Source organism: Eubacteriales bacterium mix99 (assembly GCA_038396605.1).
Classification (GTDB): Bacteria; Bacillota; Clostridia; order Caldicoprobacterales; family DTU083; genus UBA4874.
Genome location: CP121690.1, coordinates 2,555,883 through 2,568,895 on the forward strand (window position 1 = coordinate 2,555,883; position 13,013 = coordinate 2,568,895).

Here is a 13,013-nt window from a genome sequence, read left to right on the forward strand (position 1 = left end):
TATAATAATCCTGATTATTGGTGCGCCTGAAGGGATTCGAACCCCTGGCCTACGGATTAGAAGTCCGTTGCTCTATCCAGCTGAGCTACAGGCGCATAATGGAGCGGGTGATGGGAATCGAACCCACACAACCAGCTTGGAAGGCTGGAATTCTACCATTGAACTACACCCGCACTTCATGCTGACAAGTTAATATGTTATCATATTTAACCATTGATGTCAACAAAAACTTACTGGAATTCCATGTAAACCATTCGTCTGTTCCCAGCCGGGACAACAAAAATAGTATAGCGCAACATCCTGGTTTCGTCAAGGCCAAAAATAAATCAGTCTTCTCTTCCCTGCGCACGCAGGAGAGAAATCATGGAATGTAGGGCAATGGCTCTGTGGCTTATCCGGTTTTTTTCTTTCAAAGATAATTCTGCCATGCTTTTATTGTGATATCTGTCTGGCAGGAAAAGAGGGTCGTAGCCGAATCCCCCGTTTCCGGACGGAGAAAGTCCAATCTTCCCGATACATTTGCCTTCCGTCTGCAGATACTTTCCATCTGGGTAATACAGGGTGATCACACAGCGAAAGCAGGCTTTCCTTTTTTCTTCCGGGACCTGCTTCATTCTGGCAAGGAGTTTTTCGTTGTTTTGCTGATCTGTTGCACCCTCACCGGCGAACCTTGCAGAATATACCCCGGGTTGTCCCCCCAAAGACTCCACTTCAAGGCCGGAATCGTCTGCCAGAGTAATTTCACCGATTCTTTTTCCGATTTCACTGGCTTTCTTGTAGGAGTTCCCTGCAAAATCAGGTTGATCCTCTTCCACCACAACGTTCAGTCCTGCTTCCTTCAGGGACAGGACTTCAAACCCCAACCTGGAAAACAAACTCCGGAATTCCTTTACTTTTCCTGCATTATTGCTGGCGATGAGCAGCTTTTTCTTTTTCATGACCGGTCTCCCACCAATCTGCAGAGATCCCCCAGGGCCTTTTTCTGTATTTCAATCAATTCTTCCGTGCCGTTCTGACCCATCTGTAAAAGCTCCATCAGGTCTTCCCGGCTGAATGGGCTTTCCTCCCCGGTTCCCTGAACCTCCACGAATTTCCCATTGTCTGTCATAACAATATTCATATCCACCTTGGCATGGGAATCCTCATCATAGCAGAGGTCCAATATCCGATTTCCATCATGTATTCCCACACTGACTGCTGCGACATAACTGTGAATCGGACTTTTCCTCAGCATACCCTGCTCCATCATCCATTGGATACAGTACACCAAAGCGATAAAGCTGCCGGTGATGGATGCCGTTCGGGTACCGCCATCTGCCTGGATCACATCGCAGTCGATCCAGATGGTTCGTTCTCCAAGGCCTTTCAATTCAACAACGGAACGAAGGGAACGGCCGATCAGTCTCTGAATTTCCTGGGTTCTGCCCTCCACTCTGCCCCTTCTTGACTCCCGGACCTTACGTACCTGGGTGGCTGCAGGAATCATGGCATATTCCCCGGTAATCCAGCCCTTTCCGGTTCCCCTCAAAAAGGGAGGCACCTTATCCTCCACCATGGCCGTACAGATGACTCTGGTCCTTCCGCATTCGATTAATACCGAACCATTTGCATGACAGATATAATCTGTTGTGATTTGGATCGGTCTCATTTGATTGTTGGCTCTTCCGTCTGATCTCATATCTTTTTCTCCTTTGTGATAAATGATGGAACAAAGCTCAGACAGCCATTTTTCGACGGTCTGAGCCTGATCCCGTTATTCATATTCGTTGGCAAATACCGGTGTGCTGTCCAGTGGCGTACTCTCTGCATAATCCTTTCCTTCCACAAGAACCTTTACCTGCTTCACTTCCGGAAACTGCATGGCCGCCATTTTTATTGCTCTCATTACCATGGCTTCACTGTCCCTGGAATTTGCCAGATCCCTGAGCTCCTTGCTGAAGTTCAGATAGGTCGTCCCCTTCTCCATCTGTGCTCCCAGAAGTTTGGTATCCGGAGGAATATCAATGGTCATATTGTCTTTATCCTTTGGCCCATTCAGCAGTTCCTGAATTGCAGTTTCCAGTGTCGTATTTTCGGATGACGTAATTCTCGTCACCGGAATCAGATAATCATACTGGCTGGGGGAGGTGCTTTGGTAGAATACGGTTACCTTTGCTCCCTGAGCCGTGGCATCGTCCGACATCTCAACATTGACATCCGATGGGCCAATGGGATCCTTTACTTTTGTTCCATGTTCCATGGAGTCAACGACCTTGCCGTCAAAAAGAAACTGCACCTTATCGATGGTAGAAAATCCTGATAGGGTCAAAACAATGCCCTGAATCATATTGTTCTCTGCAGTGGCATCCTTGCAATCCAATACCGCACGATTCAGATCCAGCATGGCAACACGGTCCCTGATGGACATGCCCAGCACCTTGGCATCCGCAGGAAGCAGGGGCTTTAAGCCCATCATCATCAGGTCCTCCTGTTGCTCCGGGGTATCCGTCATAACATTCAGGGTAGCTTTTGCAATTCCTTCCACCCATGGTATCTTACGCATAACAGGAACCAAATATCCCGCATCATCCTGATAGTAAACGACAGTCTCCCGGATCAGTTCATTTGTTTCCCCGCTCTTTTCCTTCTTTTCCCCGCTCTTTTCGCCTGTTTGTTCGTCTGTTGCCGTTGGGATGTCTTTGGAATTTACTTTGCCTTCCTTCTTTTGGTTGCAACTGGCAAATACCAATGTAAGAATCAACAGCATTGCAGTCAGGAACCAGACTTTTTTTTGCAAAGCGATCTCCCCCCTTGTCTTATCTTAATACTATTTATATTAGGCAAGCAGGGGTTGTATGTATCCTTAAAATCAATTTCACACTGAAATTATTCTATCACATTTAATCCAAACGGGACACTGTTCTGAAAAAGATCTTCCAAATCTGTTCCTTCCCGGCAAACTGGTGTATAATAAACATGACAGGAAATCAGGATTAAAAAGAAATCATGGATAAGAACAGCATTATCCAATGGAATGCGGGAGGAATTGAAATGTCACTGGATGGGGTCCTGCTCAACGGCCTGGCAGGCGAATTACAGACAGTCCTGGAAAATGGGCGTATTGACCGGATATATCAGCCGGAAACGGATGAAATACATATTCTGATTCGAAATAATGGTCAGAATTACAGATTATTGCTGTCTGCCAGCTCCGGTCATCCCAGGATTCACCTGACCCGTCAGGACAAAACAAACCCACTTTCTCCCCCCATGTTCTGTATGGTGCTCCGAAAGCATCTGATTGGCGGAAGGCTTCTGTCGATTTCGCAACCTGGATTTGACAGAATTCTGATCCTCCATTTTGAAAGCCTGGATGAAATGGGAGATTGGACAAGGAAGAAGTTGATCATAGAGATCATGGGAAGACACAGCAATATTATTTTCACAAATCAGGATGGGAAAATCCTGGACAGTGTCAAGCATGTCAGCAAAAATATCAGCCGTGTAAGGGAAGTACTGCCCGGAAAGTATTATACAGATCCGCCTTCCCATGGAAAATCAGATCCCCGCAAGGCAGGAAGGGAGCAGGTTCTGTCTTTGCTGACCTCGCAGAATCACAATGTCCGGCCGGAACGGATTTTGGCCGATTACTTTACCGGGATCTCCCGAACCACGGCAGAGGAGATTTGCCGCATGGCGGCCCGTGAATCCGGCGGGCAGCAGGCAGACTGCGCGGAAAGGATTGCTTCTGCCTTTACAGACTTTTTTTCAAAGGTCCGGGAGGGATTGTTTCAGCCAATCCTTGTACTTGGAGAGCAGAACAAGCCGAAGGATATCCTGCCGTTTCCCTACGGGATTTTTCCCTCCGGACAGATGAAATCCTATCCATCCTTTTCTGATGCGCTGGATGACTACTTTATCACCCGGGACCGCATGGAACGAATCCAGCAGCGAACTTCCCATCTTCGTAAGGTGATCCGGAATAATATGGATCGCTGCACGAAAAAACTGGCTATGGAGTCGGCGGAAATAGAAAAGGCACAGGACAGCGAAGTTTATCGATTGTATGGTGAGCTGATCACCTCCAACCTTTACAGGATATCCCCTGGTGAAAGGGAAGTAACACTGGAGAACTACCATGACCCGGATGGAAAACGTGTCCGGATTCCCATGGATCCTGCCAGGTCGCCTTCCCAAAATGCCCAGGCCTACTTTAAAAAGTATAACAAGTACAGGACGGTCGTTGCAAAGCAAACGAAGTTCCGAAGGGAAACCCGGGAGGAAATCACCTATCTGGAAAGCCTGGCGGAGCATTTGTCCATGTGCTCCGATGAGGCGGATATATCAGCTATCCGGGAGGAACTGATACGGGAAGGGTATCTTCGGAGGAACTCCGGGAAGAAGAAACCGCAGCGGCATGAGGTTTCCCTTCCCCATCATTATCTGTCCTCGGATGGCTACGAAATATTTGTAGGCAAAAACAATATGCAGAATGATCATCTTACCCTGAAAACAGCCGCCGGAAAGGATCTCTGGCTGCATACCAAGGTCATACCCGGATCCCATGTCATTGTCAAGACAGCAGGGCGTTCGGTTCCGGATACCACTCTGCAGGAAGCTGCCAACCTGGCAGCCTATTACAGCAAAGGCAGGACTTCTGCCAATGTACCCGTGGATTACTGTCCCAGAAAGCATGTAAAAAAGCCGGGTGGAGCAAAGCCGGGGATGGTGATCTATGAGCAGTATCAAACCATGTATGTCACTCCGTCAGAAGAAAAAGTACAGAGGATGAAGAAGCTTTGAGAAGCCATCATATTTTGCGGCTGCCGGGCTGAACAAGTGGGGAATGGTTCTTGCACACCTTCCAACATTTGCACCAGTTCGTCTCATTTCCAATGGAATCAGGGAAGGTGGTCCGGCCAGCCACACAAAAATGCCCTGACAGTCTATATGTCAAGGCATGGGGAAAATATATGGGCTCGTATGAATAGCAGAACGCTGCTCATACCATATATATACTCCTACCCTTGACAGCCTCACTGGACTGCACTTAAAGGGGATGGATTTATCTGTTGTAATGAATTTTATACACTTCGCTCTTTTTTGTTTCCGATATTCAGAATTAAGTTCATCAGGATACCGAATATGGAAGCGCCGGCGACACAGGGAATCTCCATTCCAAAGATTGGTATGTTGCCGCCAAAGGCATATTGGCCGCCAATACCGATTATCATAATGACAGCGATCACGGCAATATTCCGGGAGCAGAACAGATCGATCTTTTTCTCCACCATAATGGCCACTCCCTGTGCTGCAATGGTACCGAACAGGTAGATTTCCAGACCGCCAATCACTGCGGTGGGAATGGAATAAATCGCATTGATCAATGGGGTAAAGCAGGAAATAATCATGGCCAGAACCGATGCAGCAATCAGAACCGGGACGGAAAACACCTTGCTGATGGCCATGGTGCTGATATTCTCGCCATAGTTTGTTCCGGCCGGTCCTCCTATGAAGCCGGAAACAATATCACCGATTCCATCCCCGATCAGGTTCCGCCCCAGCATATCTGCCAGATTGTATTTCTTATTGCTATGCTTTTCCCTGGCCAGGTTGTTTACATAAATATCAAGCTGATAAATATGAGCCGTGGATTCCGGTATGGTGGCAATTGCAATGGGCATAATGGCTGCGACCGCCATCCAGTTTGGTTTTGGAAAGGTGAAAATGGGAAGGGAAAAGATTCCTTTTCCGATTTCTTCAGCCGGCAGGGTTTTAAATAAATTGATACCAGTGGTCCACTGTATAATGCCTGCAGTCAGACATCCCAGTGCCGGACCCAGAATCAGGGGAAGCTGACCCCATATTCCTTTCAGATAAACGGAAAACAAAATGGTTGAAATCAATGTCACAAGGGAAACGATCCATGCCATGTTGGTGGCCGTGGCGATTTGAGACTTTGCCACCCGGATCGTACCCAGGGCATCCACGGAAATGGAAGCGGCGTCTGACATAGCATTCCCTGCCAGGGTTAAACCAATAATCATTGCAATGGGACCGGTTACTGTGGCAGGAAGGACCTTTTCGATGGAATCCCTGCCGAAGCGATTGACAATCAGACCTGCCGCTATGGAAATAAAGCCTGACAGGACAATGCCAAACTGGGCCATTGCAATCTTCTCATCCAGTACATAACCGGAGAGAGCTTTGGAGCTCATCAGACCGCTGATGGCAGCAACATAGGAAAAGCTGGATCCGTAATAAAGAGGAATCTTTTTTCCGGTCATCAGCAGGAAGCATATGGTTGCCAGCCCGCTGGCAAAAATAGTGGTGGAAATATGAAAGCCGGTAATGATTGCTACGGCTACGGTTGCCGGGAACATGACGATAACTTGCTGCAGTGCGTAGAGAAGCAGTTTCCAGAATGGGGGCCGCTCGTCCGGTAAATAACTGATGGTTTTTGAATGGTTACGCATAAAAAGCCTCCTGATAATATAATCTCTCCTGCCTGGTCATTTCATCCTGTGAAATGGTCATAAAAAATGCCTTGACGTCCTCTGTCAAGGCACAATGGTTCACTTGAACCGTTTTGCCCTTGTCAGTCTCGCAGGACTGTCTTTAAAGGGGTTCTCTTTTCTTATTTTATGGAATATTTTACGGAATAATGGAATCTATTCCGTGATGACCACACGGTTGTCATCATCAACCTCTGCAACGTGCACCTGTACAATCTCGTTTCTGGAGGTAGGCACGTTTTTCCCAACGTAATCCGCACGTATCGGAAGCTCACGATGGCCTCTGTCGATGAATGCGGCAAATTGAATTGCAGTCGGCCTGCCCAGATCAATCAGTGCATCCATGGCTGCCCTGGCAGTCCGGCCGGTGTACAGGACATCATCCACCATTACCACAATCTTATCGGTAATGGGAAACGGAACATCCGTACTGTTGATGACGGGCTGCTCGGACAAGGCAGACAGATCATCCCGGTACAGCGTAATATCCAGGATTCCCACCGGTACGTCCTGTTTTTCAAACTCCCGGATTCTGTCTGCCAGCTGATGAGCCAGCGGAACTCCCCTGCGTCGGATTCCAATCAGAACGACATCGGCAACCCCCTTATTCTTTTCCACGATCTCATGGGCAATTCGGGACAAAGCTCTGTTCATAGCTGTTTCGTCCATAATTTGTGCTTTTTCAACCGACATGGTATCCTCCCCTTTCTGCTGCTGAAATTTGGCCGCAAATAAAGCGCCTTACCAATCCGCAAGGCGCCATCCCATACTCTTATGAATATTTCTGCCAGCACCTTGCGGTCTCACGGAACCGTGTTAAAGGTCTTTGATCATTTTTTTACTTTGCCAAGTATACCATATTGTTTGAAACCTGTCCAGTACCCGCTAAAATTTTTTTGATTGTTGTCGCAATATTTTCAGCAACTTCTCAAAATAATCCGGAAGAGGTGCTGAAAATTCCATATACTTTCCCGTTCGGGGATGAATCAAAGACAATCGGGCTGCATGAAGAGCCTGACCGTCCAGGGAAAACTTCTGATGATGCCTTCCATATAGCGGATCTCCCATAATCGGATGACCGATATGGCTGAGATGAACCCGTATCTGATGAGTCCGGCCGGTTTCCAGCTTACATTCCAGATAGGTGCAGAAACCAAATCGTTCCAGGACCCGAAAGTGGGTCACTGCATTCCGTCCTGATGCAACAACCGCCATTTTCTTTCGATTGGCCGGATTCCGACCCATGGGGGCACAGATGGTACCGGAATCCTGCTTGATATTATCCTCGGCAAGAGCCAGATATTGTCTGGAAACTTCTTTTTTCTGCAGTTGCTCTGCCAGCTTGCTGTGAGCAAAGTTGTTTTTTGCTATCACAAGAAGTCCGGAGGTATCCTTATCAATCCGATGAACAATCCCGGGCCGGAATTTCCCGTTGAGATCGGATAATTCGTCATAGTGATATAACAGGGCATTGACCAGAGTGCCTGACTCATGGCCTGGAGCAGGATGAACCACCATGCCCTGAGGCTTGTTGATGACAGCAATGTCCCCGTCTTCATAAACAATGTTCAGATCTATATTTTCCGGTACAACTCTTATTTCCTTCGGAGGGGACAGAACAACGACAATCCGTTCACCTGCCCGGATCCGATGGTTTGCCTTTGCAGGCCCTGCATCCACGGTAACCAAGCCGTTTCGGATGAACTTCTGAAAATGGTTTCTGGAATACTGCGGCAATTTCTCTGCAAGATATTGATCCAGTCTCCGTCCATTATCTTCCGGGGCGGGCATCAAATGAATCCTTTCCACTCCATCACCGCCTTCACGATTTGGATACATCCATAAAAAGTATCTGAATGGCAAGCAGAACCGTACCGCACACCACTGCGGTATCTGCTATGTTGAACACCGGAAAATCAATAAAAACAAGCTGAAACATATCCACCACATAGCCAAAAAGGATACGGTCCAACAAATTTCCGATGGCGCCGCCCAGAATAACAGCAAGGCAGATTTTGCTCAGCAGGCTGTCCTCCCGATGAGTGATCAGATAAATTACAATGGCTGCGATAATCACCAATGGCAAAACGATCAGGAACCACCTCTTGTTTTGCAGGATTCCAAAGGCTGCCCCCCGGTTTTCCACATAAGTCAGGCTGAAAACCCCTTTCCATATGGGAACGGATTGAAGTGGTTTCAGATAATGAACTGCCAGATATTTTGTGATTCGATCTGCTGCTGTAAGAAAAAGAACAATAAATATTTCCAGCATGAAGAGCCTCCTTTATATTCGGTACCCGCTTATTATACCATAAGGAGGCTTCCGCAGGCATTCCCCATCAATTGCTTTCCTTCTTTTTCTTCCGCCCTTTTTCCGCGGAATAATCTGCTTCCTTTATCGGCTTTTCGGATAGATCCGTATCATTATCCTGGGTACCCGGTAATTGCTGCCGATAAACCGCATTGCTGATGCGGTCCACGTCTTCCACATATCCCTGATCTTCCTGGTTTTCGGACCAGGTGTGCCGATAATCCACAGGGCCGTTGGAGGCAACATCCTGTGGACCACTTGAGCTGCCATAAGCCTGTGTGTCCTTCAAAGCGTCCTCTCCGTCATAGGAAGCGCTTTTATTTCCAGAAGAAAAATGCGGGATTGCAGGTTCCTGGAAATTCTGTTCCACCTTTCGGTTCCATTTTTCTTTCCTGGTTTCTGCTCTTCGTTGCTCTTCGCATTCCATGCACAATCTGGTTTCCGGCATGGCATCCAGTCTCTCAAAGCTGATTTCCCTGCCGCAGGATTCGCAGAACCCATATTTCCCTTTCTCCATTCGTTTTATGGCGGCATTTACTTCACTGATCTGCCGTATGGAATGTCTGCCCAGAGCGATCTGCTTTTCCTGTTCATAAGTTTCACTGCCAATGTCTGCCGGATGGTTATCATAGTAAGACAGTTCCCCTGATGATTCTCTCAGGGAATCATCCAGTCCGAGTTCCTTGTGCAGGGAGAAAGCTTCCTTCTGCTGCTCCATCTTTTTCTGAAGCTTGTCTTTCAAATAATTCTGCTCATTGTTTTTCATATCCATTCCTCCTGAAACTGCCGGATGCAAAAACTTGTGCATCCGGCATAAATACAAAAAAATAAAAGGACATATTTCAGTATGTCCTCCCTGGAAAATTGCTATTCTTTTGTTTCAGGTGATATTGAATCGTCTGCTGCGGCAACATCACTGGAGATCAGTTCGATCTGTGTCTCCAGCAAAGAACGATATTTGGACTGGAAAAGCTTCATTTGCTTTTGAGCTTCCTGATATTCCTTTCGGATCTCTATTACCTGGTCGTTGGCACTTTCCACAACGTGATGTGCCTGCTCTTCTGCATCCTTTTGTATCATCCCGGCTTTTTGCTGTGCAAGCGCCGTTACTTCATCCGCTGTCTTCTGCGCGGTTACCAGGGTATCCTTTAAGGTCTGTTCCATGGTTTTATATTGATTGACCTGATCCTCCAATGCATGAACCTTATCCTTCAGGTCAATATTCTCCTTATGAAGCTTTTCGAACTCATCCACAATGGCATCCAGAAATTCGTCAACTTCATCTTCTTGATACCCTCTGAATTTTCTGGCAAATTCCTTGTTGTGAATATCCATCGGTGTCAGTGACATAAGAATTCTTCCTTCCTTTCAATATGATATGAATTTTCAGATGACAAGGAACGGTCGCTTTCCTGCTGCATATCACTTTTTCGTGCGAACCATGCCGGAGTATAAAAAAGCATAGAATTTCCCTACATTACTAAAATCCTCCTACGCTTTCCGATAACAGGTTCAACAGGCGGGATAAAACCCACAATGTAATCAGGGAAAGCATAGGAGACATATCCACAGGCATCCCCAAAACACCGGTCTTCTTCAGCAACCGCCGGAAAGGGCCGTTGATCGGCTCTGTTATTCTGGTAAGCAGCTTCACGGCCCTGGATTCCTGATCCCCTGGGTGTGTAAAAATCGTGAGGGCAGACTGGATAAGGATGAGCCATGACCAGATATCCAGAAAGAGTACGATTCTTTTCAGGAGGGAAGCTACGAACAGACCGGCCAAGTTTGAACTCTCCTATTCCTTATCCGCGCTGGTACCAAGTGTATAAAAGCTTTTCCCCTTGAAATCTTCCGGAATGTTTCCTACAATGTCAATATTGCTGGGGACCAGAACAAAAATACTCTTTGACACTTTTTGGATTGTACCATCCAGGGCATAGACTGCTCCGCTCATGAAATCCAGAACCCTCTGGGCCAGTTCCTGTTCCAGGGAATCCAGATTCACAATGATGGGTTTCCGATTCTTGAGATTATCAACGATATTCTGGGTGTCGTCGTAAGTCAGTGCCTGATAGACCACTACTTTAACATAAGAAGATTGATGAATATTCACTACCTTGCCTTTCTTGTTTTTTGCCTGAAATGTAGGCTCAATCAAATCTTCCCTGGATGTACCCTGGGATTCTTCTGCCGTTTCCTCTTCGGGCTCTTCCATGATATCCTCTTCCAGACCGATAAAGTTCAAAAACTTGTTCATGAATTTTCCTGCCATTCCGTTGTCCTCCTTTTTCCAAATAACGCGGTACCGATACGTACCATATTGGATCCTTCCTCGACAGCTGTTTCAAAATCGTTGGACATCCCCATGGAAAGGTATTGCATATCGGTATGTGGATAATTACATTGCTTCACTTCATCAAACAACTGTTTCATGATGGTAAAATACGGTCTTACAGACTCCGGATCTTCCGCATAGGGAGCGATCATCATCAGACCCATCACTTTGATATTTTTCAGGTTGAATATGGACTCGATGAAAGGAGAAACCTCTTCCACGGGAAGACCGGATTTACTTGTCTCGTTGGCCGGATTCACCTGGACCAAAACCGGCATGACCCTGCCGATCTTCTGTGCACGATGGTCAATTTCCCTGGCAAGCGGCAGGCTTTCCAGAGACTGGATCATGGCTGCCTTATCAATGATATACTTCACCTTGTTACGCTGCAAAGTACCAATGACATGCCATTTTGCACCGCTTATCCGATCGTATTTTGTCATCATCTCCTGGACACGGTTTTCTCCAATGTCGTGTAATCCACAGGAAATCGCCTCCTGTATCGTCTCCGGATCCACAGTCTTTGTTGCACCGACCAGAGTTACATTTTCGTTTGCCCGGTTGGATTTCCGGAGAGCTGCACCGATTTTCTGATGGATCCGTTTGATATTTTGTTCTACATCCATAACATCACTCCCGCCCTCTGCCCGTCATCACCTGGTCATGAAGCTTCAGTACCAGATTATCTGAAACGGACTCCACAACAGCTTGTCCATTGGACAAAGCCCGAACTGTTACCTCAATAAAAAGGTTCTCACTTCCATTCTTTAAAAAGACACCTCGTTTCCCGTCATGAACCATCAGGGCCTTTTCCGGTACGCAAAGACCTTCGGCTGATTTCTGGATATGAATGGGTAGAATTCGCTTGCTCATGACTTTTTCCACCCCGCCCGAAAACTCCATTATAAAAAAGGAGTTTCCATTTTCCCTGTGGACCTGACAGATCCTTGCAGGCAGAGGATCTTTCCCTTCCAGGGATACCTGTATTTCCTCCCCCGTGTTGAAGTAAATATCCTTATCCTCGGATGGAACAACGGCATACCATTTACTGTGAGGGTCCACCATTCTGAAAAAAGGCTGCTCTGCCTTTGCTTCTTTCCCCTTCTTATTTTTTTCTTCCGGAGAAGGCTGTTCCAGTATTTGCTTGAAGTCCCCCTTCGTTAGCTGATCCGCTGTATCGATACCCAGGATGTTTTCGTATCCATCCAGCTGAAAGCTGATCAATCCGGTCTCCGGCGCTTTGACGGAAACCGTCCAGGCTTTCATTTGCTTCCGGATATCTGCTTCCTCATTGTAGAGCCCTTTCAGGTAAGAATCCGGCTTCGTTTGCAGATCCAACAGCTTTTGCTTCTGCGCCAGCAGGGTACGAAGCTGATTTTCTTTCTGCGCAATGGAATCCCAATCGTTCTTCCGGATCATTTCCTGAACACTCAGAACCAATGTATTGCTATCCGTCTTCAGCTTTTCCATATCGCCATCCAGAACCTGGCCGGGCAATTGGTTCTGCTGATACTGGGTGATTTTCTCCTGAACGGTATAAAGCTGTCCCGCCTTATCTGGATCGTAACTTTCTTTATACAATACAGCCACTGGCTGGTCCTTTTGAACGGCAGCACCATTTGCTGCAAGAGGTACCGCTTTTCCATAGGAGGGAGCCGTGTACATGGATTCTTTCCGTATAATAACGGCGGGGCTGCGGACTGTCATACGGACTTCACCATAGTCCACGGATGTATAGGCGGAAGCAATTGGAGAACCCTTCTCTGCCAAATAAGTATAAATACAGAAGACTGCTGAAAGCAGCAATGCCAGGAAGACAAAAAATCGGAACTTTACCTTGCGCCGGCCAATCACCAAGAATGCTGCCATAAAC

At 47.1% G+C, this 13,013-nt stretch carries 14 protein-coding genes and 2 tRNA genes; 1 reads left to right on the forward strand and 15 read right to left on the reverse strand.

The window, feature by feature from the left end:
* Positions 1 to 18 precede the first annotated feature (18 nt).
* The 5 genes from QBE55_11375 to QBE55_11395 all read right to left on the reverse strand — a co-directional run bounded on the left by QBE55_11375 (position 19) and on the right by QBE55_11395 (position 2,776).
* A tRNA-Arg gene (locus QBE55_11375) sits at positions 19 to 95 on the reverse strand.
* Positions 96 to 99: 4 nt separating this feature from the next.
* A tRNA-Gly gene (locus QBE55_11380) sits at positions 100 to 173 on the reverse strand.
* A gap of 153 nt (positions 174 to 326) precedes the next feature.
* The gene (gene rdgB, locus QBE55_11385) at positions 327 to 938 is read right to left on the reverse strand and encodes an RdgB/HAM1 family non-canonical purine NTP pyrophosphatase (GenBank protein ID WZL78123.1); all 612 of its coding nucleotides are present in this window, start codon (positions 936 to 938) and stop codon (positions 327 to 329) included.
* Positions 935 to 1,678, reverse strand: coding sequence for a ribonuclease PH (gene rph, locus QBE55_11390; protein ID WZL78124.1), 744 nt, complete (start codon positions 1,676 to 1,678; stop codon positions 935 to 937). Before rph ends, rdgB begins: the two co-directional genes overlap by 4 nt.
* Before the next feature lie 75 nt (positions 1,679 to 1,753).
* On the reverse strand, positions 1,754 to 2,776 hold the full coding sequence (locus QBE55_11395; GenBank protein ID WZL78125.1) for a GerMN domain-containing protein: 1,023 nt from the start codon (positions 2,774 to 2,776) through the stop codon (positions 1,754 to 1,756).
* Between the two features lie 254 nt (positions 2,777 to 3,030).
* Between QBE55_11395 and QBE55_11400 the strand changes: the two genes are divergently transcribed.
* Positions 3,031 to 4,782, forward strand: coding sequence for an NFACT RNA binding domain-containing protein (locus tag QBE55_11400; GenBank protein WZL78126.1), 1,752 nt, complete (start codon positions 3,031 to 3,033; stop codon positions 4,780 to 4,782).
* A 281-nt stretch (positions 4,783 to 5,063) separates the two neighbouring features.
* On the opposite strand, the gene QBE55_11405 is transcribed toward QBE55_11400, so the two are convergent.
* From QBE55_11405 to QBE55_11450, 10 genes are all read right to left on the reverse strand, one after another.
* Positions 5,064 to 6,455 (reverse strand): solute carrier family 23 protein, encoded by a 1,392-nt coding sequence (locus QBE55_11405; protein ID WZL78127.1) that lies wholly within the window; start codon positions 6,453 to 6,455, stop codon positions 5,064 to 5,066.
* A 195-nt stretch (positions 6,456 to 6,650) separates the two neighbouring features.
* Entirely contained in the window at positions 6,651 to 7,187 is a 537-nt protein-coding gene (pyrR, locus tag QBE55_11410; protein WZL78128.1) for a bifunctional pyr operon transcriptional regulator/uracil phosphoribosyltransferase PyrR, read from the reverse strand.
* A 192-nt stretch (positions 7,188 to 7,379) separates the two neighbouring features.
* A complete protein-coding gene (locus tag QBE55_11415; GenBank protein ID WZL79928.1) occupies positions 7,380 to 8,285 on the reverse strand; it encodes an RluA family pseudouridine synthase in 906 nt (301 codons plus the stop codon).
* Positions 8,286 to 8,316: 31 nt separating this feature from the next.
* Positions 8,317 to 8,766, reverse strand: coding sequence for a signal peptidase II (lspA, locus tag QBE55_11420; protein ID WZL78129.1), 450 nt, complete (start codon positions 8,764 to 8,766; stop codon positions 8,317 to 8,319).
* A 67-nt stretch (positions 8,767 to 8,833) separates the two neighbouring features.
* Positions 8,834 to 9,571 carry a TraR/DksA C4-type zinc finger protein gene (locus tag QBE55_11425; GenBank protein ID WZL78130.1) on the reverse strand — a complete coding sequence of 246 codons (738 nt, stop codon included), beginning with the start codon at positions 9,569 to 9,571 and terminating at the stop codon, positions 8,834 to 8,836.
* Between the two features lie 101 nt (positions 9,572 to 9,672).
* Positions 9,673 to 10,155: a DivIVA domain-containing protein gene (locus QBE55_11430; protein WZL78131.1), complete on the reverse strand. Its 483-nt coding sequence runs from the start codon at positions 10,153 to 10,155 to the stop codon at positions 9,673 to 9,675.
* Between the two features lie 130 nt (positions 10,156 to 10,285).
* Positions 10,286 to 10,588 carry a YggT family protein gene (locus QBE55_11435; GenBank protein ID WZL78132.1) on the reverse strand — a complete coding sequence of 101 codons (303 nt, stop codon included), beginning with the start codon at positions 10,586 to 10,588 and terminating at the stop codon, positions 10,286 to 10,288.
* Between the two features lie 12 nt (positions 10,589 to 10,600).
* Positions 10,601 to 11,077: a cell division protein SepF gene (sepF, locus tag QBE55_11440; GenBank protein WZL78133.1), complete on the reverse strand. Its 477-nt coding sequence runs from the start codon at positions 11,075 to 11,077 to the stop codon at positions 10,601 to 10,603.
* Positions 11,059 to 11,766 (reverse strand): YggS family pyridoxal phosphate-dependent enzyme, encoded by a 708-nt coding sequence (locus QBE55_11445; GenBank protein ID WZL78134.1) that lies wholly within the window; start codon positions 11,764 to 11,766, stop codon positions 11,059 to 11,061. Before QBE55_11445 ends, sepF begins: the two co-directional genes overlap by 19 nt.
* A gap of 4 nt (positions 11,767 to 11,770) precedes the next feature.
* Positions 11,771 to 13,009, reverse strand: coding sequence for an HlyD family efflux transporter periplasmic adaptor subunit (locus QBE55_11450; GenBank protein WZL78135.1), 1,239 nt, complete (start codon positions 13,007 to 13,009; stop codon positions 11,771 to 11,773).
* Between the last annotated feature and the right edge of the window lie 4 nt (positions 13,010 to 13,013).